Below are 21,468 nucleotides of genomic sequence, written 5' to 3' on the forward strand. Positions count from 1 at the left end.
AAATCGAATCCGACCCGGCGGGCAAACGAATACGCTCCGGCGCTGCTGGCGCCGGTTTCATCCTTGCTGGGCTTCACCGCTGTAGGCCTACCCATCGCCACCCGACTCCGTACAGGCTTCGCCCTCATCGCCTGTCCCGCCCGGCTGCAGACCGCGGGATGTTGCGTAGGCGACGCCATCGAGGAATGCCTTGGCGCGCTCCAGCTGCGGGTACCCCTGCAGCAGTGCCCAGAATGCCGGTCCGTGGGAAGCCACCAGCAGATGTGACAGCTCGTGCAGGAGCACATAGTCGACCACCCAGCCGGGCATCCCGCGCACCTTGTCCGACAAGCGGATGGTCCGCTCTGCGGGGGTTGCGGATCCCCAGCGCGAATTCTGGTTGGTAACCCAACGGACGGTGGCCGGAATCGCCTTGCCCTCCAGGTACCGGCCGGAAAGCTCTGCGGCGCGTGCCATCAGCTCCCCGTCGGACCCGCCTCGGCGTTTTTCGAAGGTGCCGTTCCCGGCTTCCCCGGGCGCCCCGGGAGCGTAGCCTTTGGCGTCCAGCTTGGCCAGCATCTTGGCGACCCACTGCCGTTCCTGGGCCAAGCTGAAATGCGCGGGAATTGCCACCACGGCTGTCCCGCCCTCCCAAAATGCGGCCACGGTGCGCCGGCGCCGGGCCGACCTCCGGACAAGCACCGGTGCACCGCCGGCAGTGAGATGGGGAACGGGTGTCCGGTCGGAAGACATACTCCGACGTTACAACCCGTGGCTGACAACATTCCATTCGGCTCCGCGCCTGTGGATAACCGCACGGCGGCCGCCGTGCTGTGCCACGATCGTGCTATCCGGATGGCACACGGCTCCTCCGGTCCCCGTCGGAACGCCGGAGGAATCATGAAAATCAATCCCGGTCTGCGGATCGTTTCCAGAGACACCCATATGTTGCAGGTCGGCTTGGGACCCGGCGGTGTTATTCTCGAAGGCCTCACCCCAGCAGACAGTGCCTTTATCCGGCTGCTGCGCGAGGGCACCGGCAGCACAACGGTGGCGGACACCGCGGCCCGGGCACGGCTGGCCACACCCCGGGCACAACAGATCATCGGTTCGCTGTCCACCGTGCTGTTCGACGACACGGTACCCCTGGCGCCGCCGGGTTTCCGGGGGGAGCGGCTCGCCGGAGATGCCGCCCTGGCCGCCGCCGTCTACGGCTCCGCGGCCCTGCGTCCGCTGGCCGGACGCGGAAACGCGGTACTGCGGATTATTGGTCTGGGGCGAACCGGTGCAGCCCTGGCGCAGGGGCTGGTGGGAGCCGGCGTCGGCACCATTTTGCTTGAGGACGCTGCGCCGGTGGCGCCGGCGGATATCGGTCCGGGAGCCTACAGGCTGACCGATATCGGAATGAACCGCGCGGCAGCGCTCCGACGTCAGCTCTTGAGCCTGGACCCCGGCTGCCAGTCACACGTGGTCCGCTCGATGCAGAACGGCGGTTCGGACTTCCAGACCCTCGATCTGGTGATTTACGCGGGGCATGACGCCGTCGACCCGGCAGCCTCGGCCCAATTGATGAGCCGCGACCAACCGCATCTGATCGTGCTGCAGCGCGAACAGGATGCCACCGTGGGACCGCTGGTGATTCCAGGTGAGACAGCGTGCGGTGAATGCGTGGAACGGCACCGCGCCGCGGCAGACCCGCAATGGCCGCAGATCTGTGGGCAGTTGACGGACCCCGCCACACGCAGTCAGGCGACAGCTGTGGAAGAGAGTTCGATGGCGTTGTGCGCCGCCGGTTCTGCCGCGCGCCAGGCCCTGCTCTATCTGGACTGCATCAACCGCCCCGCTAGTTGGTCGGCCGTGCTGACGCTGCGTGCCTCAGATGGTGCGTGGCTGCAGCGCAGCTATCCCCCGCATCCGGAATGCGGCTGCCAGTTCCAACGCCAGCTCCAGACCAACGGCCGGCCCGCACCCGGGAGCGATCGTGTCGGCATCAGCGCACGTGCCACGGGATGCGGAGATAGCGCCAGTATGTTGGCTTCCCCGACTCGGTGGCGGGACCGTCAGCTGGAAGCGTCCGTCGTCAGAATTTCGAGGATCGATGCACCATAGCGTTCCAGTTTTGCCGGGCCCACACCGGGGAGCCCTGCGAGCTCGTCCGCGGACTGCGGCCGTGCCTCCGCGATGGCCACCAGCGTTGCGTCGGTGAAGACGACGAAGGCCGGAATCTCGGCCTGCTTGGCCTCCAACAGCCGCCATTGGCGGAGCGCGTCAAACGTTGCCTCCTCATAGCTGGGCGGGCAGTCCGCGCAGCGGCCCACCTTGCGTTCAGCGCCGGAGGAAAGCATCTTGCCGCAGATCCGGCAGGTCGATGGAGAAGCGGATTTTCTGCTCTTCCGGGGCGCCGGGCTCGACGGCGAAACTGTACCCGAGCTCCCGGGCCGGCGTGCGGAATTGGGCCGCAGCCCGTCCAGGAAGCGGGATGGCTTGCGGTTCGCCCGCCCCCCCGGCGTCCGGGCGGTCGACCAGGAAAGCGCCAGGAATTCCCGGGCCCGGGTGATCCCCACGTACAGCAGACGGCGTTCCTCATCAACTGTCTCCGCGGTGTCCGCGAACGAGATCGGCATCAGCCCCTCGCTCAAACCGACCAGGAACACCGCGTCCCATTCCAGCCCCTTCGCGGCGTGCAGCGACGCCAGCGTCACGCCTTGGACCGTGGGAGCGTGCTGGGCGACGGACCGTTCCTGCAGTTCCATCACAAAGTCGGCCAGACTGAAGCCACCCTCGGCGGACCCGCGGACGGCCACCAGCTCATCGGCCAGCGCCACCAGCGCGGCGAGGGATTCCCAGCGTTCCCGGACGGCGCCGCCGGTCTGTGGGGCATCATGGGTGTAGCCGAGGGTGGCCAGCACGTCCCGGACCAGCTGCCCCACCGGCTCATTCTCGGCCGCACGGGAGGCCGCCCGGAGCTGGAGAATGCCGTCCCGGACTTCCTTGCGGGCAAAGAAACGTTCACCGCCGCGCAACTGGTAGCCGACGCCGACGGAGGCCAGTGCCTGCTCATAGGCCTGTGACTGCCCGTTGGTCCGGAACAGCACCGCGATTCCACTGGCCCGTGTCCCGTTGTCAATAAGCACCTTGATGCGGGCCGCTACGGCGGCGGCCTCGGCCTCGTCGTCGCTGCATTCGACAAATTCCGGTACCGGACCCTCTTGCCGCTGCGCCACCAGGCGCAGCGGGGCGGACCAGCCGGCGTCGGCCACAGGGCCGGCGCTCCGCCGGGCCGATAGCAGGGAATTCGCCAGCTGCACGACCTGCGGCGTTGACCGGTAGTCTCTGACCAGCTTGACCAGCTGCGCCTTGGGATAGCGGGCGGGAAAGTCCAGCAGATGCCGCGAAGTGGCGCCGGTGAAGGAGTAGATGGTCTGGCTGGCATCGCCGACGACGCACAAGTCCTCTCGGCCGCCCAGCCACAGGTCCAGCATGCGCTGCTGCAGCGGCGAAACGTCCTGGTACTCGTCCACGACAAAGTGCCGGTATTGCTCCCGAACGGTGGCAGCGACGCGTGGATCCTCCTGCAGGATACCCACCGTGATCAGCAGAACATCCTCAAAGTCAATGACGTTCCGGTCCGTCTTTACATCCTCATAGGCCTGAAAAAGACGGCCGACGGCGGTCCGGTCCAGCCCGCCGGGTTCGCCGCGGTCCTGTGCCTGCGTCAGGTACGTCTCCGGGGTAAGCATGGAAACCTTTGCCCACTCAATCTCGGCGGCAAGGTCACGGATAGAGGCACGGTCGGAGGACAGCCGCAACCGGCGGGCAGCCTCGGCAATGAGCTGCGCCTTATGATCAAGCAGGCCGGGGATGGCCCCGCCGACGGCTTGGGGCCAGAAAAACTGCAGTTGCCGCAGCGCGGCGGCGTGGAAGGTCCGGGCCTGGACGCTGCCGACGCCGAGGTCGCGAAGGCGGGTCCGCATTTGCGCCGCGGCCCGCGCGGTGAAGGTCACGGCGAGCAGCCGCTGCGGGTTGTACACGCCGCTATGGACTCCGTAGGCAATCCGGTGCGTGATGGCCCGGGTCTTGCCGGTGCCGGCACCGGCCAGGACACACATCGGCCCGGTCAGCGTCGTCGCTACGGTGCGCTGTTCGTCATCGAGCCCGGCCAGGATTCGTTCCTCGAGGGTGCGCTCGTCGATGACGGGCGTTGCTCCATCCGTCATGCGCCGGCCGCCTTGCCTTCGGCGTGCTCCCGCTGTATGGCGCTCTTCGGTTGGACGGCCGGCTCCGGTGTCCCTGCGGCGTCCTGGATCGTGCCGCCGTACCAATGCTCGATCAGCGCCCTGGCAATGGAGGTACGGGTCGAAATCACCACCTCGCCAGCGGTGACCGCCTGCTGGATTTCGGCCCTGCTGAACCAGCGGGCGCGGCTGATTTCCACCCCGTCCGGCGTTGCCACCGTATCCTCGGTTTGGGCGGTGAATCCGAGCATCAGCGAGGCGGGAAAGGGCCAGCCCTGTGAGCCGAGGTACCGGGGGCTATGCAGCCGGACACCGACCTCCTCTGCAATCTCCCGCACCACTGCCTGCTCCAGCGACTCACCGGGCTCGACGAATCCGGCGAGGGTCGAGTAGCGGTTTGTCTCCCAGCTGCTCCCGCCCCCCAGCAGAATGCGGTCATCCGGGCCGACCACGGCGACAATAATGGCCGGATCGGTGCGGGGAAAGTGCTCCGAATTATCCGCCGGGCAGCGGCGCACCCAGCCGGCCACCTCGATCTCAGTAGCCGTGCCACACAGCGGACAGTGCTGATGGGTCCGGTGCCAATTGGTGATGGCGCTCGCCTCGATGAAGATGCCGGCATCCGCGGCTGGCAGGTTCAGGGCAACCTCACGGTACCCCGCCAGCCGGCTGCCCTCCGGAGCTTGGGTCAGCGCTTCCCCGGAGGCCTCGTCGGGCAGCACCACGACCAGGACGTCGGTGCCCAACGCCAGCTGCCCATACCTCAGCGGAGCGCCGACCGGCGGTACCTTGGCCGGTACGTTGGACTGCGCGTTGACCAGTGCGATGACCGGCATGTCGCCCCCCGCATGCTCCGCGGGGAGCTCCGCTGGGAACGCGGCGGGGAGCGCTGCGCCGTCGTCTGCCGCCGCCGTCGTCCGTCCCAAATAGACGGTCAGCTCGGGGGCCGGAAGCTCATTCGGATCCAAAAAAACAATGCTGTCCTGATGGACGAGGGCTCTTCCGCCGATCAGAACCATGCATTTTCCCTCCCGGCGGACCAGCAACTCCTCCAGAAAACCAGGCGCCGACCGGCGACCGCAGGCCCGGTCCAGGACGGTTTCGGCCCACGGCAACGGTTCGGTTTGGATCATAGATCTACCGTACGCAGTTGCACAGACAATTGACATTCCCGACCGGCTCCGCGCCGGCAAATATGGTGTGGGAAGAATAACGGATCACGCGACTCGCCGTGCCGCAACAGCGTGTTCCCCGCCTGTCCGCCTACGGTGGAGAGGTGAGACGAATGACACCCATCGAATTGGCCGCCGTAGCGACCGCCGCCGTGCCCGGCCTGGCTCCCGTTGCCTGCGCCCCGGAGCCGGATGATGCAGCCGACTTCGATTCGGCCATGCTGCTTGATTCCGGCCGCAAGCGCTGGCGCGTCCGGTCCCCCAAACATCCCGAGGCCAGCGCCCGGCTCGAAACCGAGCTGCTGGTGCTGCGGGCTTTCTCCCCAGGCATCCGCGCCGAACTGCCCTTCCTGATGCCCACCGTGGCCGGGACTGTCCGTCGCGGCGAGCTGACCACCTTTGTCTATTCCCATTTATCCGGTGCTCCGCGGTCGGTGGAGGAGCTGGCCGGCGGTGGGACCACGCTGGCAAAGGAAATCGGGACCACGATGGCGGCCATCCACGATTTGCCGCCCGGGCTCGTGAACAACGCGGATCTGCCCAGCTATACAGCCAATGAATTCCGCCAGCGCCGGCTGAACGAGTTGGACCAGGCTGCTACCACCGGCAAAATTCCCGCCACTTTGTTGCGGCGCTGGGAGCACGCGCTCGAAGACGTGGCACTGTGGCGTTTCAGTCCCTGCGTGGTGCATGGCGACCTGCATGAGGACAACGTGCTGGTGGAGAACCGGCGGGTCACGGCGGTCACGGGTTGGACTGATCTGCGGGTCGGCGACCCGGCGGACGATTTTGCCTGGCTGGTGGCCATTAATGACCAGCCGTTCGTCGACGCCGTTCAGGAAGCCTATGCGGCGGCGCGCAAGGAATCCCCGGACCGTCACCTGCTGCGACGGGCGGCCCTTTCCGCCGAATTTGCCTTGGCGCAGTGGCTGGTCAAGGGGGTCGCCGCCAACGACTCCCGGATGGTGGCGGAGGCGGAGGAGATGCTCCGTACGCTGGAAAACGATATCGCGACGTTCGGTGGCCAGCCGATCAGCACCGAACCCGAGATTCCTGCCACGCCGGCCACGGGAACCGCGCCCGTCACGGGGTCGGTACCCGCATCCAACGCAAAGGAGACGGATGGTCGTCACGACGACGACGACGACGACGACGACGACGCCGCCGGTAGCGCCGGTGTTGCCGAGGTGAGCAGCAACGCCGAGGCCAGCCACAAGGTGACAGTGGGAAAAATCGCCGGAGCTACGATCCCAGCGGCGAGTATCAGTGTGGAACCCGTTCCGGCCGACGCTGTCTCCGGGACGGACACGGCCACGGCCCCTGCTCCCAGCCCGGGCAACGGACAGGACAGAAGAGAGGATGCTAAGCCGGGCGATGACGGCGACGCTGCCACCGTCCTTCCCGGTTCAGCCGCCGGGGATACCGCCGTCGGCACACCGGAAGGCACCAGCGCCGAAAAGACCAGCGCCGAAGACACCAGCACCACCGCGATGAAGGTTATTCCACTGCATTCAGTCTGAGCCATCGGCCGTATAGGCCGAGCTGACGATGCGTTCCAGCTCGGCCTCGCCCGCCAGATCGTGCGGGCGGATCAGTTTATCCTGCCCCACGTAATAGAACGCCGCCCGGACGTCCTGCACGGGGACCCCCTTGAGCCTGGCCCACGCCAACCGGTAGACGGCCAGCTGCACGGAACGGGCGCCCAGCCCAGTGGCGGACGGAACCCGCCCGGTCTTCCAATCGATCAGGTCCCAGGCGCCGTCGTCGTCTCGGAACACCGCATCGATCCGCCCGCGGACTACAACGTCTCCGACCCGCGTCTCGACGGGCACCTCCAGCGTTTCCGGTGTGCGGTGCCCCCAGGCGGATGCCCGGAAGGTTTCCTGCATGTCGCCCAGCCCATAAGCTTCATCGACATGGCTGTCCGCGCCAGGGACCTCATCGAGGTCCAGCTGACCGGCCTGACCGAAGAATTCCTCCACCCAGGCGTGGAACGCCGTGCCTTTCCGTGCGGCCATTCCGGGCTTGCGCGGAACGGGCCGGCGCAGGGCCCGCGTCACCGCGGCCGCGTCGTCCCCGAGATCAACGAGCAGGGACGCTGAGATGTGGGCCGGCAGCTCCACCCGCTCCACATCCGACGCGAGCCGGCGCTGCGCCAGCAACAGAGCGGCTTCCTTGCCCCAACGTGGATTCCGCGCCAGAAAATCCGCCGTCCGCAGACGAGAGTCTCTCCCGGGCGAGTGGTCCGCGAGGGTGTGCAGCTCCAGCATGACGGCGCTCGCGGACGCCTCGACCGCGCGACGCCGGCCAGCCTTCCGTGCTGACCCCGGGCGGCCCTGGATGTCCGGACCTTCCAGCGGGTCATAGGGCCACTGCGCGGTTTCCAGTCCCGCCGTCAGCGGGTTCTCTTCGCCGGGTTCACAGTCCGCCAACCAGGGGCCCAGGACAGCCTGAGCCGGATGCAGCTTTGTCAGTGGCAGCAGCTCGGTCAGGAAGGCGGACGCACCGGCCGGTTTGGCGCGCCCGGCGCTCCATGCCGTGGAGGAGCACATCAGGAAGTTCTTGGCGCGGGTAAAGGCCACATACGCGAGACGCCGTTCCTCCTCTTCACCGTGGGCCTTGACATCCTCCGCATAGAGCTTCTCGCTGTCCAGCCAGCCCTTCTGATCCGGCCAGGACAGATCCCATTCCGGCAGGTCGTCCCGGTCCCCGCGGAGCGGCCACGGCAAGGATGCCGCTCCCTGCGACCAGCGGTCCGCCTTGCCGCTGGGGAAAGCGCCCTCATTAAGTCCGGGAACGTAGACGACGTCCCATTCCAGTCCTTTGGAGGCATGGACGGTCAGCAGCTGGACGGCATCCAGGTTGACCTCGGGCTGAGTCATTTCCAGTCCGCCTTCCTCGGATTCAGCCGTTTCGAGCCAGCCCAGAAAGGCCATCAGGTCCACCCGCTCGGCGGCCTGCATGAAGTCGGCTGCCGCATCCTGAAAGGCGTCGAGGTTACGGCGCGCATGGTGGATGCTGGAATTCGGCTTGGCCGCGAGCTCGATGTCCAGCAGCATGGTCCGCTCCACCTCCCCCAGCAAGGTGGTCAGGTCATCGCCGACAAAGCCGCGCAGGTAGCGGAGTTCGTCCCGCAGTGCCAGCAGCCGTGCCAAACCGGCATCTGTCAGGGTGCGGTTAAGCCGTTCGGGCCAGAAATCGCGTTTCAGTTGGTCCAGCCCCTCGACCAGGCTGGAGCCGTCCACCAGGTCAAGTTCAACAGTCACATCCTCCTGCGGGGTCCCCTCCTGAGCCAATTTGTCCCGCCGATCCGTTCCTGCGTCCGCTGCGTCCGGTACATCCGGGGCGTCCGGTCCCGCAGCGGGACTTGCACCGTATTCGCGCTGCCGGGCCAGATATCGGGACCAGTCTGCCAGCGCCATCAAATCCGCCGGGCCAAGCCGCCAGCGCGCCCCGGTGAGCAGCCGCATCAGCGAGTCGGAACGACCCGGATCGGCCAGCACCCGCAAGGTTGCGACCAGATCCACGATCTCGGGAGTCCCCAGCAGGCCGCCGAGGCCCACGATCTCGTAGGGGATTCCATTCGATTCAAGGGCAGTCTGCAGCGGAGCGAACTGCGCACGACGGCGGCACAGAACGGCTACCGTCGTCGGCTCTTGTTCCGCCGCGGCCGGGCTCCGGCCGGCCGCCGGGCTTCGGACGCTGCGGAAGTCCTTCTGTTCCAGAATGCTCTCGGCGACCGCGTCCGCCTCGTCCACCACGGTGGCGTAACGCGCCAACAGCACCCTGCCCACCCCGGCGTCGGTCTTCTGCCGCAGCGGGGATACGCTCACCGCAGGCCCCGGGACCCGGCTGACGGTGGCCCGGCGGCTGGCCGCCCGGCGGCGCTGGGCCGAATTCAGCACCTCGGACATGACATTGGCTGCGTTGAGGATATTGATGGAATTCCGCCACGCCGTTGTCAGTTCCGCCGTTGCCGCGGACCCACCCCCGGCCCTACGGAATATGTCCGGGAAACGGAAGAGCTGGCCGGCCGATGCCCCGCGGAAGCCGTAGATGGATTGGTGCGGATCCCCGACCGCTGTCACCGGATGGCCACCGCCGAAAAGCTTGGCGAACAGCTGGAGCTGGGCGTGCGAGGTGTCCTGGAATTCGTCCAGCAACACCACCTTAAACCGCTGCCGCTCCAGCTCTACTGCCTGCGGCACCTGATCGGCAATCCGGGCCGCGAGCGCCACCAGGTCTCCATAATCGAGGGCGTTGCGGTTGCGCTTGGCGGCCGCGTACCGCCCGACCATCTCCGCGACACTTCCCCGGGTCCGCAGCACATCGATCAGATCCGTTACCCCCTTGGTCGAGGCCCGGATCTTCCCGTCCAGATAGGGCATGGCAGCCAACTGGTCTGCGTAGGCCTTCACCATGGCACGGACAAATTCCGGGTCCTGCAGGTGTTCGGCACATTCACCGGCCAGATCCATCACGGCTTTGACCAGAGTCGACTTGGCGGCGGAAAAATGCTCATAGGCGCCGTCATAGCCTTCGACCACCTGACTGGCCAGCTGCCAGGATTCGGCGGCTCCGAGTACCACCGCATCGCGCTCAATCCCCAGCCGAAGACCGTAATCGGTGACGATGCCGCTGGCATAGGAATGATAAGTGGAGACCTTCGGCTCGAGTGCATCCCCAGCAGCGGCACCGGAGTCCGCAATTTTCCCTGACCGCGACAGTGCGGCAAGCTTTGTCAACTGGCGGCGGATCCGCCCAGCAAGTTCACCCGCTGCCTTACGCGTGAATGTCACGCCCAGGATTTCCTCCGGCAGAACGTAACCGTTGGCCACCAGCCAGACAACCCGGTCGGCCATCGTGGTGGTCTTCCCTGACCCGGCCCCGGCGATCACCAGCAACGGCTCCAGCGGCGACGCGATAATGACGGCCTGTTCGTCGGTGGGTGGAAACTGGCCCAGCAGTTCGGCGAGCTCATATGGCGAGATGTCCGTCTTTTCCGGAACCCCGCTGCCCGCGACCGCCGCAGCGCCTGTGGAATAGGTTGCACCGGTGCCACTCCCGGCATTTGTGCGGCCCCCGACCTCGGGGCTGCTCCCAGCAGCGGGCCTGCTCCCAGCATCGGTGCTGCTTGGACCGGTGGTGACTCCGCTCGGGCTGTTGGGGACTTCAGTGAGGTCGGTGCTCATTCGGTGATCTGCTTTCCTGCACTGCAAAGGGGGCAGACTTCGGGGACCGGGCAGCTGCCGTTGAAGCTGCCGCCCTTGGGATCATGGATTGCCATGAAGGTGGATCCGGACATCAGGCCTGCGGCCCTGCGGACCAGCGGGGTCGCCCAGTCGGCCTTGGCCTCCAAGGACTCCTGCTCCTGCACGTTCAGCGATCTGGTACCGTCCCCCAATTGGGCCAGCCGGGCCCCGCCGGTGCCCGCGCCTGCGGGAACGCCGTCCAGTCCGGTAAAGGCGCCGGCAGCCACGGCGGCCTGGTAGGCACCGAGCTGCGGATGATCGGCCAGCTCGGCAGCTTTCGGCTTGCGCCGTCCAGTCTTAAGATCGATGATCACGAGGTTTCCCTCGCCATCAATTTCCAGCCGGTCCACCTGACCGCGGAGCCTGACCATTCGCTGCCGCACGTCGTCTGCGGCCCCCGGGTCCGTGGCGGCAGTGCTGACTGCCGGCGGGTCTCCCGCGGGTGGTGCCTCAGTAAAAATGTCGTCTGCAGGAATGTCCACGCTGAAGTCCTGTTCCACAGCCAGCAGGCTGCGTCCCTCGGAGCGCATCTGAATGACATAGAGGGCCAGTTTGCGGACCATTTCCTCCGCGCGTTTAAGGTCCAGCTTTCCCTCCCATGTGTCTTTCATCCCCAAAGTTGGCCAGCGGCGCTGAAGTTCGGCAATGTATTGATGGCCGCCCGCATCGGGGTGTTCCTGGGCAATCGAGTGCACCAGGGTGCCCAGGCTGCGGGCAAAGTCGGTCGCGGCCTCTCCACCTGCGGCCTGGATAAACCAGTTGAGCGGAGACTTCAGTACCGCCTCCATCCGGGAAGGTGAGACGTTGACCGGTTCATCGCCCGGCACAATGGCGGCCTCGGACGTCAGCGGTGCGAGTCCCCACCACGTCTCCGGTGATGCGCCGGGCGCTCGGGCCTCGGTGAGGACGGCCAGCACCCTGGCTGCTTCCGGATCCGCAGCTGTCTCCGATTCCTGGCGCAGTTCCGCCACCAGCGAGCGCAGCGTCATGGGCCGGCTGACCTGTTCCACCGGGCGGGTCTGCATGCTGCTGCCGGGCCGCGGCTCCCACGGCGCAACGATGTCCAGGAACTGCGACGGCTGGAGATCCGCGGAGGACGCCGCCGTACAGATCAGCCGTTCGCTTGCGCGGGAAATGGCGGTGGAGAAGCTGCGCAATTCGTCATAGCGGATCTCCCGCAACCGGGCGGCGGGGCCCAGCTGGTGGGCCGCCGCCGCACCGCGCTCCAGTACATCCACGAGCAGCTGACTGCCCAGCAATTCACCGCGCAGACGTGTATTGGGCCAGATGCCTTCCTGCAGCCCGGCCACGATCACCACCGGCCATTCGCGCCCGGCTGCACTGGCCGGTGTGAGGATTTCCACCGCGTCGCTGCGCTGGGCCCGGGCCGCCAGCGTGTCCATCGGCAGTTCCTGATTCAGCAGGTACTCCAAGAACTGCCGCGGACTTGATCCCGGCAGTTGATCCACGTAGCGCTCGGCTGTCTGGAAGAGTGCCATGATGGCGTCCAGATCCCGATCGGCACGTATGCCCGCCGGACCGCCGGCCAGGGCCTGCGCCGCCCAGTAATCGGAGCAGCCGGATTCCTCCCAGAGGGCCCACAGAACCGTTTCCGCATTGGCCCCGGGATCCTCCAAAGCCTTTTGCCCGGCGGCCAGCATCCGGCCCATCCGGGCAGCGTTCTTCCCTTCCCAGCCAAGCTGGGAGAGCGCGGCCGGATGCAGCAGCGCCTCGATCAGTAAACTATCGCTGGCCCGGCCACTGCCACCGATCAGCTCTTCCCGCCGTAGCGCCTGGCGAAGCCGGCGCAGGCTGATCGCCGTTGACCTGCCCAGCCGAGAGGTCAGCAGGGAGACCGCCAGCTCGGCATCAAGGCGCTCCGGGTCCAGCACCACGCGGAAGGCATCCAGCAGCGGCTGCACTGCTGCTTCGTCGCGGACGGCATTCTCCGCCACCGGCACCTTGACGGAAATACCCTGGCCGCTCAAATAACGCTGCAGCTGCGCCAGCTGGGAACCGGTCCGGACGATCACGGCGATGTCTGCGAGCCGTCGCTTCCCATAATGCTGCAGATCAAGAATTCGTTCCGCCACCAACCGAAGTTCATGGATCTCCGAGGCCACCAGGTGTGCGGTCAGAGCCGCCGCAGACTCCGTCGGCTCGCGCACGCCCGCATGCGTACGTGCGTACGGGCCCGCATCCGGACCGGTGTCAGTATCCGCATCGGCAGCAGGACACCTCCCGGGACCCGGCTTCCCCTGAAGGATCCGCGCCTTATGGCCTCCCCTGCTGAGCGAAATCCGCTCGGCAACAGCCCCCCAAGCCCGCGCCAGTTCCGGATTCAGGCGATGCGAGGTGCTCAGCACGGCCTCCGTGACGCCCCCACTGCCGGCCAGACGCTCGCGGATCTTCCCTGCGAGGTCCGGACGCGCACCACGGAAGCCCTGCACCACGGTGTCCGGGCAGCCTGTGATCAGGACGTCCTTGCCCCGGCCCAGCAGCTCGAGCAGACGGTGCACGGCCTGGTTCGCTTCCTGGATATCGTCCACCAGGATCAGCTGCAGGCGGTCCCGCTCCCGGTCGAGATACTCCGTATCCGATTCGAAGAGCCCGATGACGGCTGTGATGATGCCGGCGGGGTCAAAGGAGCCCGACTTGCCCCAGTCCACAACATCCCGGTATTCGCCATACAGGTCCGCGGCGGCAATCCAGTCCTGCCGGCCGTTCGACACACCCAGGGCGGCCAACTCCTCCGGTGCCAGTCCGTACTCGATCACGCGGTCAAAAAGCTGCCGGATTTCCTGCCGGAAACCGCGGGTGCCGAGCGCCTCCCGCAGATCCTCCGGCCATGCCGGTGCCCGGCCGATCCCCAGCCTGTGACCGTCCAGCAGTTCCTTGATGATCAGGTCCTGCTCAGGGCCGCTGAGCAGCTTCGGTGCCCGCTCCAGATGCGGCAACCGGCCCTCCACCTTCGCGCGGCGCAGCACATCAAAGGCGTAAGAAGCCCAGGTGCGGGCCGGAGAGGTGCTCAGGCTCCGGTCCAGCCGGGCGCTCAGGCGGTCGCGCAGCCCGGATGCGGCCAGCCGCGAGGGACCCAGCAGCAGCACACCCGCGGGGTCGACGCCGTCGGCCTCTATCCGTTTGACGGCCGCTTCCACCAGCACGGTCGATTTACCGGTCCCCGGCGCACCCCAGATCAGCACGGGGCCGGTTCCCGACGCCAGCCCGACCACCGCCGCCTGGTCGGCGCTGAGTTCCGGCGCCTGAACCGAAACCGCGGCCGGGCGCACCAGCTCGAGAAGTGGCGTCTGCATCATGAAACAACTTCATCATGAGGCTCTGACATTTTCCGAGCCTCAGGCATTTTACCCGCCGCCAACCGGTCCCGGATGCCGTCGAGCAGCACAAAATCGTCGTTGGAAGGCTGCCAGCGTGCCGCGCCGATGTCCACCCGCCAGCCCTCCTCGGCCCGGGACTCGCCAGCCGTCCGCGCGTCGCCGGAGCCCCCACTCCCTTTCAGCGCCGTCGCCTCCGCGCGGTAGTGCTCCAGAGCGCGCGCGTCGTGGCAGACCGGCGGCTGGCCGCCGGCCCTTACCACCCGCCACCAAGGCACTGAACTGCCGTAATGGGACATGACGGACCCCACCTGCCGCGGGCCGCCGTCGTCCAGCAGCACGGCAATATCTCCATAGGAGAGGACGGCACCGGAGGGAATAAGGTCCACCACTTCCAGCACCGCATTTATGAACTCGGCACGCATATTCTCCAGCCTAACGGGAGGATGCGACGCAATGGCGGCAAAACGGGAGTCGCACCCCACGGCGGGCGTTGAAAGAAGTGTCGGTGCCGGCCGGTACGGTGGATTTATGAGCAGTTGGCACACACTCCCCAGGGCAGCGTTCGACGTCGAGACAACCGGCCGCGATCCGCGCGAGGCGCGGCTGGTCACCGCTTCGATTGTGGTGGTCGACGGCGGCGGGACGGTGACGGCCGAGCACGAGTGGCTTGCCGATCCCGGCATCGAGATTCCGGCTGAAGTAACGGCGATTCACGGGGTGACGACGGAGCGGGCCCGAACGCACGGCATTCCGGCCGCCCGGGCGGCAACGGAGGTGGCCCAGGTGCTCACGGGGCTATTCGCCGCCGGTATCCCCGTCATCGCGTTTAACGCCTGCTATGACTTCACCGTTCTGGCCCGCGAATCCGTCCGTCACAACGTGCTGCCGATCGGTGCCTTGCCGGTCATTGATCCGTACATCTGCAACAAACAGGTGCACAAATACCGTAAGGGCAGCCGGACATTGGGGGCGCTGTGCGCGGAGTATGGCGTCCGCCTTAAGGACGCGCACACCTCCGCCGCCGATGCGCTTGCCACCATCCGGCTCGCGGATGCGCTGGCACTCCGCTTTCCCGAGCTGCGGCTCGAAGCCGCTGCGCTGCACGCTTCCCAGGTTGGCTGGGCCGCCGCCCAGGCGGCGGACTTTCAGAGCTATCTGCGCCGGAAGAATCCGGCGGCCGTTATCGAGGGACACTGGCCGCTGCTCCCCTAGCGATCCGCGCCGACGATTCGCACCGGCGGTTATTGGGACATATCTCACACGACCCGATAAAGGCTGCGGGGCCACCGAGTGCCAGCAGGAATTCACTCCGCGCCGCACCAGCCCCGCAACCGAAGGTCGGGTAGGAGGAGTGACCAAATTATCTTCGTTGAACAGCGATGATTGGCGTCACTTGTGCATTCCGGCTTGCGAATCAACCCGGATGACATAATTTAGTTCGGCAAGTTGAGTTTCTGCTAAGGCGCTTATTGCACGCCAGCACACCGGCTCCCTGCCCACCCGAATTCCCCTCCCGCCGTGCCCTGCGGTACGGACCTCTATGAAAGTGATTGCCGGATGAAAACCAAAGCCCTCAAGTGGTTAACCACCGTTCCAGTCGCCGTCGCCCTGGCCGTCTCACTCTCCGCCTGCGGTGGCAGCGCTGACAGCGGCTCCTCGCCCACCGATGCCTTGGCCGGCAGCGACCAGCAGGCTCTGGACAAGTACACGACGAAAACCGTGACGCCGCTGGACCAGATCGACAAGTCCGCGCTGGGACTGATCACTGACGGCACCCTGCGCGTCGGCACACTCTCTGATGCCCCGCCGAACATTTTCCTGGACAAGTCCGGCAAGTTCACCGGTTTCGACAACGAGCTGCTTCGCGCCGTCGGGGATAAGCTAGGGCTGAAGGTCGAGTTTGCCTCCACGGATTTCTCCGCCCTGTTGGCCCAGGTGCAGAACAAGCAGTTCGACGTTGGATCCTCCTCCATCTCCACCACCGACAAACGCCGTGAGAACGTGGGCTTCACCAACGGCTACGACTTCGGCTACATGGCCGTCGTCGCCAAGACCGACTCCAGAATTAAGTCATTCAAGGACCTGACCAAGGACGATCGCATCGGCGTTGTCCAAGGGTCGATCCAGGATGATTACGTCACGAATACGCTCAAGATCGAGCCGGTGCGCTTCAATGACTACAATTCCCTGTACGCCAATCTGAAGAACGGCCAGGTTGACGCGTGGGTTGCGCCCTCCCAGCAGGCAACCGGCCAGGTCAAGGACGGCGACGGCACCGTGATTGCGGAGACCGTCATTAACACCCAGAACTTCACCGCCTACGCGGTGAACTCCAAGAACCAGGCTCTCATCGACGCCCTGAACTCCGGCCTGGACGCTGTGATCACCGACGGGACCTGGTCCAAGCTGGTCAAGGAGTGGTACCCGACCCGCGAGACCCCGAAGACGTGGAAGCCCGGCAGCAAGGCAGTCACCCTCCCGTAGGGCCGATTATGGACGCATTTGAGCAACTTCTCAAAACATTCTTTGACTGGAAGGCCATGGGCGCCGTAGTGCCCAACCTGCTCACGGTTGGTTTGCCCAATACATTGATTCTGGCTGTTTCGGCCGGCATTATCGGGTCCGTCCTGGGCATGATCCTGGCGATCATGGGCATCTCGCGCAATCCCTTGTGGCGATGGATCGCACGGATCTACACGGACATTTTCCGCGGTCTGCCTGCCATCGTGACGATCCTGCTGATCGGCATCGGTCTGGGCCCCTCCGTCCGCCAGCTTACCGGCTCCACCAATCCGTTCCCGTTAGGTGTTCTGGCGCTCTCCCTGATGGCGGCCGCCTACATAGGTGAGATCTTCCGATCGGGTATTCAAAGCGTGGAGAAGGGGCAGCTGGAAGCATCCCGTGCCCTGGGGTTCAGCTATGGGACTTCCATGCAGCTGGTCGTGGTGCCGCAGGGTATCCGGCGCGTGCTGCCGGCGCTGGTCAACCAGATGATCTCCCTAATTAAAGACTCGTCGCTGATCTATCTGCTTGGTCTGTTGGCCAGTCAGCGCGAGATCTTCCGGGTCGGCAATGATGCGGCCGCCAACTCCGGAAACCTCTCTCCCCTGGTGGCCGCCGGCATCCTTTACCTGGTGCTGACGGTACCGCTGACCCATCTGGTGAACTTCATCGACAACAGGCTCCGCACCGGCCGGCCGGAGAAACTCCAGCCCGATGAAGCCGCCGCCGTCGTCGGAAAGGGCGCGTAACCATGGCTGAGATCAGCTCCGGCACTCTGACCGGCAAGAATCTGCACCTGTCCTTCGGCCCCAACCACGTGCTGCGGGGGATTGATCTGCACGTTGAAAAGGGCACCACCGCCTCGGTGATCGGCCCCTCCGGCTCCGGAAAATCCACACTGCTGCGCGTGATGAACCGGCTCATCGAACCCGATCAGGGTGACATCCTGCTCGACGGGAAGTCCGTCCTGACGGAGAATCCGGACCAGCTGCGCCAGCGGATCGGCATGGTTTTCCAGCAATTCAACCTCTTCCAGCACAAGACCGTGGTGGAAAATGTCTCGATGGCCTTGCGGAAGCTGCGCAAAGTCCCCAAAGATCAGGCACGCGTCCAAGCGCTGGAACAGCTCGACCTTGTCGGGCTTCGGCACAAGGCCGACGCACGCCCCGCCAACCTCTCCGGCGGCCAACAGCAGCGCGTGGCCATTGCCCGTGCGCTGGCGATGCAGCCGGAAGTCATGTTCTTCGACGAGGCCACGTCGGCCCTGGATCCGGAGCTGGTCAAGGGGGTCCTCGCGTTGATGGCAGATTTGGCGAAGTCGGGTATGACAATGGTGGTTGTGACCCACGAGATGGGCTTCTGCCGCAATGTCTCGGATACGGTGACTTTCATGGACGCCGGCGTCGTGGTGGAGACCGGATCCCCTGATCAGCTCTTCACCGCCCCCGAGACGGACCGGCTGCGGGGCTTCCTCTCCGACGTTCTGTAGTCCGAGAACCGGTGGGCAGCCATCCCGGGACGGCATAATGCCAGACAAATGGACCGGTGCCGTGGAGATTCCCACGGCACCGGTCCATTTCAGCGGCATCCGGCCGGGTGTACCCGGCCGGCGTCCTAGTTAGGCGGCTGCGGCGGCCTTCGCCGCAGCAGGAAGCGCGTCCACGATACGGTTCATCGCCGCGTCATCGTGCGCCGCGGAAAGGAACCACGCCTCAAAGACCGACGGCGGCAGATAGACACCGGCGTCCAGCATCGCGTGGAAGAACGGCGCGTAACGGAACGTCTCCTGTCCCTGGGCGTCCTCGTAGTTGTGCACGCCCCGTTCGGACGTGCCGAAGGCGACGGAGAAGAGGCTGCCGGCGCGTTGGATGCTGTGGTCCACTCCGGCCGTGCTCAAAGCCTGGGACAGCGCCGAGGACAGCTCCATCGACCGTGCATCTACGGTTGCATAGACGTCCGCCGTCGCCGCGGTCAGCGTGGCGACACCGGCTGCCATGGCCACCGGATTCCCGGAGAGGGTGCCCGCCTGGTAGACCGGTCCCACCGGTGCCAGGTAGTCCATGACCTCCGCGCGGCCGCCCAGCGCCGCCGTCGGGAGTCCCCCACCGATCACTTTGCCAAAGGTAAACAGGTCCGGCGTCCACTCCGGACCCGAAGCTGTTGAGCTCCCTGTTGTCCCCCCGACCGGCGCCCCGGACGTCCCGCCAAGCGCTCCGCCGGTCAGCCCCCAGTAGCCGGCCGGTCCGGTGCGGAATCCGGTCAGCACCTCGTCGAGGATCAGCAGCGCGCCATGCCCGGCGGTGATCCGGGACAACCCGGCGTTGAAGCCCTCGCCCGGAGCCACCACGCCCATATTGGCCGGCGCGGCCTCCGTGATGACCGCGGCAATGCTGTGACCATGCCGGGCAAAGGCCGCCTCAACGGCGCCCAGATCGTTGTAAGGCAGCACCAGCGTTTCCGCGGCGGTGGCAGCGGTGACGCCGGCCGAGCCGGGCAGCGCCAGGGTGGCCAGGCCGGAGCCCGCGGCGGCCAGCAACGAGTCCAGATGCCCGTGGTAGCAGCCGGCGAACTTGATGATCAGGTTACGTCCGGTGAACCCGCGGGCCAGCCGGACCGCCGTCATGGTCGCCTCGGTACCGGTGGAGACCATGCGTAGCCGTTCGACGGCGGGCACGCGCTGCTGCACCAGCGACGCCAGTTCCGCCTCGGCCGGCGTCGAGGCCCCGAAGCTCAGTCCGCGGTCGACGGCGGCATGCACCGCCGCCAGAACGTCCGGGTGGGCGTGTCCCAGCAGGGCCGGCCCCCAGGAGCAGACCAGGTCCACATAGTCGCGTCCGTCCGCGTCCGTGAGATGGGCGCCCTTGGCGGACACCATGAAACGCGGCGTCCCGCCCACCGAGCCGAAGGCGCGTACCGGGGAATTGACGCCGCCGGGCATCAGGGACTTGGCCCGGTCGAAGAGTGAAGCTGAAATGTCTGTGCTGATCATAGGTCCATTCTTTCAGGCCGTGAGGGGCTTAGGGGTTTTTCAGCCAGCCGGCCAGTTCGGTGGCCCAGTAGGTCAGGACCATGGAAGCGCCGGCCCGCCTGATGCTGAGCACGGATTCCTCGATGGCGCGGCGCCTGTCGATCCAGCCGTTCGCGGCCGCGGCTTCGATCATCGCGTATTCGCCGGACACCTGATAGGCGGAGACCGGAACCGGGGACATCGCGGCCACGTCGGCCAAAATATCCAGATAGCTCATGGCCGGTTTCACCATCACCATGTCAGCGCCCTCGGCGAGGTCCAACTTTACCTCCAGCAGGGCCTCCCGCCGGTTACCCGGATCCATCTGATAGGTCCGCCGGTCCCCGGTCAGTTGGGAATCAACGGCTTCCCGGAAGGGACCGTAGAACGCCGACGCGTACTTCGCGGCGTACGCCAGCACGGACGTTTCCTCGAATCCGGCGGCGTCCAGCGCCTGCCGGATGACCGCTACCTGACCGTCCATCATGCCCGACGGCGCCAGCACCTGAGCACCGGCCCGCGCCTGTGCCACGGCCATGTCCGCATAAATTTCCAGCGTGGCATCGTTATCCACGCCGCCGGACGCGTTAAGCACGCCGCAGTGGCCGTGATCGGTGAACTCGTCCAGACAGAGATCGCTCATGACCACCAGATCATCGCCGACCTCCGCATGGACATCGCGGATGGCCTTGTTCAACACGCCGTCCGGGTCCAGCGAGGCGGAGCCGGTGGCATCGCGCTCGGCGGGTACGCCGAAGAGCATGATCCCGCCCACCCCGTGCTCCACGGCTTGGACCGCCGCACGCTTCAGCGATTCGGTACTGTGTTGGACCACGCCCGGCATGGAGTTGATGGGCAACGGATTGTTCAGACCCTCGCGGATAAAGGCGGGCAGAATCAGCTCGGCCGGATCCAGCCGGAATTCGGTCGTGAGGCGGCGAAGCGCGTTGGTGGCGCGCAGCCGGCGCGGACGGTGGTGGGGGAAACTCATGAGGACTCCTTCGGATCGGCAGCCGCGGTTACGGATGCGCGGACGGCCGGCTCGGTGGCCGCGGCGTCTTTCACGGCCTGTACCAGCGCTTCCACAATTCCGGCCGGCGTTGGTTTCTTCGCCGTGGCCGCGACGGCAAGGCCCAGCCGGACAGCTTCGTCACGGGTCGGTTCGCCGATGGCGACCAGCAGACATCGCTGGGGCAGCGGCGCGAGCTGGCGGGCAATGCTCCGGGCCGCGCTTGCTGACGCGGCGACGACGGCGTCAAGCCCGCCGCCGCTGATCAGCACCTTCGCTTGCGCCGGCGTCAGCGCTGGGGCGGGCGCACGGTAACTGGCCCGGCCGTCGCAGGCCGTACCGTTATTGACGAGGCCATTGACCGGCGCCGCGGCGCCTGGTTGACCGGAAGCCAGCACGGCGGTGAGCCGCTGCTCCGTCCGGGCCGGGTAGTCAACCGTCACGTATGCCGTGACCGAGTCGACCGCGGCCCCGCCCCGGCTCATGCCGGCCGCCAGGGCCGGGTCGGCGAGGTTGGAATGCGGCAGCAGGACCCGTGCCGCTCCGGCCGGCCACAAGGCCACCAGACCGGCAGCGGACTGCACGTCCTCAGGGGCCAGCTGCACGGTAAGTCCCTCGGCCTCCAGCACCCGTCGCGACGTAGGCCCGATGGTGGCAACCCGTGTCCCGGCCGGGACCAGCGCCGGCAGCTCGGTTCCGCGTTCGGCACACCACTGCTTCAGCGCGCGCACCGTGGTAATGCTGCTGACCAATAGCCAGTCGTACTCCCCGGCCGCCAGCGCCGCGAGGCGCCCTGACAACGAGTCCTGATCGGGGGCAAGCTCAAAATCGATCAGAGGCACCAGGAACGGGACGGCCCCTTGGTCCTGCAGGGCATGTACCAGCGCGTCCGCGCGGTCAGGGCTCCGTGTAATGGCGACCCGGAGTCCGCCCAGAGCGGAGCCGGCCGACATACCTGACCGCGGTGCCTGTTC

General features: G+C 66.4%; 15 protein-coding genes. 6 read left to right on the forward strand and 9 right to left on the reverse strand.

The genetic code is table 11. The features are described from left to right. Window positions 1-87 precede the first annotated feature (87 nt). On the reverse strand, window positions 88-732 hold the full coding sequence (locus ACLLJI_RS14875) for a M48 metallopeptidase family protein (RefSeq protein ID WP_434613709.1): 645 nt from the start codon (window positions 730-732) through the stop codon (window positions 88-90). A gap of 147 nt (window positions 733-879) precedes the next feature. Between ACLLJI_RS14875 and ACLLJI_RS14880 the strand changes: the two genes are divergently transcribed. Continuing rightward, window positions 880-2,088: a ThiF family adenylyltransferase gene (locus tag ACLLJI_RS14880; RefSeq protein WP_434613712.1), complete on the forward strand. Its 1,209-nt coding sequence runs from the start codon at window positions 880-882 to the stop codon at window positions 2,086-2,088. On the opposite strand, the gene ACLLJI_RS14885 is transcribed toward ACLLJI_RS14880, so the two are convergent. Together ACLLJI_RS14885 and nudC are read right to left on the reverse strand one after the other, a co-directional pair. Further along, window positions 2,040-4,196 carry an ATP-dependent DNA helicase UvrD2 gene (locus ACLLJI_RS14885; RefSeq protein ID WP_434613714.1) on the reverse strand — a complete coding sequence of 719 codons (2,157 nt, stop codon included), beginning with the start codon at window positions 4,194-4,196 and terminating at the stop codon, window positions 2,040-2,042. The two genes, ACLLJI_RS14880 and ACLLJI_RS14885, sit on opposite strands and share 49 nt — an antisense overlap. Continuing rightward, window positions 4,193-5,347, reverse strand: coding sequence for an NAD(+) diphosphatase (gene nudC / locus ACLLJI_RS14890; RefSeq protein WP_434613717.1), 1,155 nt, complete (start codon window positions 5,345-5,347; stop codon window positions 4,193-4,195). The genes ACLLJI_RS14885 and nudC overlap by 4 nt, the downstream gene beginning before the upstream one ends. Before the next feature lie 152 nt (window positions 5,348-5,499). Here nudC and ACLLJI_RS14895 point away from each other — a divergent pair, with 152 nt between their 5' ends. After that, entirely contained in the window at window positions 5,500-6,906 is a 1,407-nt protein-coding gene (locus tag ACLLJI_RS14895) for a macrolide 2'-phosphotransferase (RefSeq protein WP_434613720.1), read from the forward strand. On the opposite strand, the gene ACLLJI_RS14900 is transcribed toward ACLLJI_RS14895, so the two are convergent. Genes ACLLJI_RS14900 through ACLLJI_RS14910 form a run of 3 tightly spaced genes read right to left on the reverse strand, consistent with a single transcriptional unit; the run spans window position 6,898 to window position 14,398 of the window. After that, complete coding sequence (locus ACLLJI_RS14900; protein ID WP_434613723.1) at window positions 6,898-10,578, reverse strand: ATP-dependent helicase; 3,681 nt, start codon at window positions 10,576-10,578, stop codon at window positions 6,898-6,900. The genes ACLLJI_RS14895 and ACLLJI_RS14900 overlap by 9 nt on opposite strands. Next, the gene (locus ACLLJI_RS14905) at window positions 10,575-13,955 is read right to left on the reverse strand and encodes an ATP-dependent helicase (RefSeq protein WP_434613726.1); all 3,381 of its coding nucleotides are present in this window, start codon (window positions 13,953-13,955) and stop codon (window positions 10,575-10,577) included. Before ACLLJI_RS14905 ends, ACLLJI_RS14900 begins: the two co-directional genes overlap by 4 nt. Further along, window positions 13,952-14,398: an MGMT family protein gene (locus ACLLJI_RS14910; protein WP_434613729.1), complete on the reverse strand. Its 447-nt coding sequence runs from the start codon at window positions 14,396-14,398 to the stop codon at window positions 13,952-13,954. The genes ACLLJI_RS14905 and ACLLJI_RS14910 overlap by 4 nt, the downstream gene beginning before the upstream one ends. A gap of 106 nt (window positions 14,399-14,504) precedes the next feature. Here ACLLJI_RS14910 and ACLLJI_RS14915 point away from each other — a divergent pair, with 106 nt between their 5' ends. From ACLLJI_RS14915 to ACLLJI_RS14930, 4 genes are all read left to right on the forward strand, one after another. Further along, window positions 14,505-15,188: a 3'-5' exonuclease gene (locus ACLLJI_RS14915; RefSeq protein WP_283559423.1), complete on the forward strand. Its 684-nt coding sequence runs from the start codon at window positions 14,505-14,507 to the stop codon at window positions 15,186-15,188. A 345-nt stretch (window positions 15,189-15,533) separates the two neighbouring features. Then, window positions 15,534-16,460 carry a substrate-binding periplasmic protein gene (locus tag ACLLJI_RS14920; RefSeq protein ID WP_434613732.1) on the forward strand — a complete coding sequence of 309 codons (927 nt, stop codon included), beginning with the start codon at window positions 15,534-15,536 and terminating at the stop codon, window positions 16,458-16,460. Window positions 16,461-16,468: 8 nt separating this feature from the next. Beyond that, window positions 16,469-17,227 (forward strand): amino acid ABC transporter permease, encoded by a 759-nt coding sequence (locus ACLLJI_RS14925; RefSeq protein WP_283559425.1) that lies wholly within the window; start codon window positions 16,469-16,471, stop codon window positions 17,225-17,227. Window positions 17,228-17,229: 2 nt separating this feature from the next. Further along, the gene (locus ACLLJI_RS14930) at window positions 17,230-17,967 is read left to right on the forward strand and encodes an amino acid ABC transporter ATP-binding protein (RefSeq protein ID WP_283559426.1); all 738 of its coding nucleotides are present in this window, start codon (window positions 17,230-17,232) and stop codon (window positions 17,965-17,967) included. Between the two features lie 129 nt (window positions 17,968-18,096). Here ACLLJI_RS14930 and hemL read toward each other — a convergent pair whose 3' ends face one another. The 3 genes from hemL to ACLLJI_RS14945 are packed head-to-tail and all read right to left on the reverse strand — an operon-like array spanning window position 18,097 to window position 21,447. Then, window positions 18,097-19,467: a glutamate-1-semialdehyde 2,1-aminomutase gene (gene hemL, locus ACLLJI_RS14935; protein ID WP_434613737.1), complete on the reverse strand. Its 1,371-nt coding sequence runs from the start codon at window positions 19,465-19,467 to the stop codon at window positions 18,097-18,099. A gap of 28 nt (window positions 19,468-19,495) precedes the next feature. After that, window positions 19,496-20,476 (reverse strand): porphobilinogen synthase, encoded by a 981-nt coding sequence (gene hemB, locus ACLLJI_RS14940; RefSeq protein WP_283559428.1) that lies wholly within the window; start codon window positions 20,474-20,476, stop codon window positions 19,496-19,498. Then, a complete protein-coding gene (locus tag ACLLJI_RS14945; RefSeq protein ID WP_434613741.1) occupies window positions 20,473-21,447 on the reverse strand; it encodes a uroporphyrinogen-III synthase in 975 nt (324 codons plus the stop codon). The genes hemB and ACLLJI_RS14945 overlap by 4 nt, the downstream gene beginning before the upstream one ends. Window positions 21,448-21,468: the final 21 nt, after the last annotated feature.

The sequence above is a fragment of the Arthrobacter sp. A5 genome, assembly GCF_051131705.1.
In the GTDB taxonomy this organism is placed as follows: Bacteria; Actinomycetota; Actinomycetes; order Actinomycetales; family Micrococcaceae; genus Arthrobacter_M.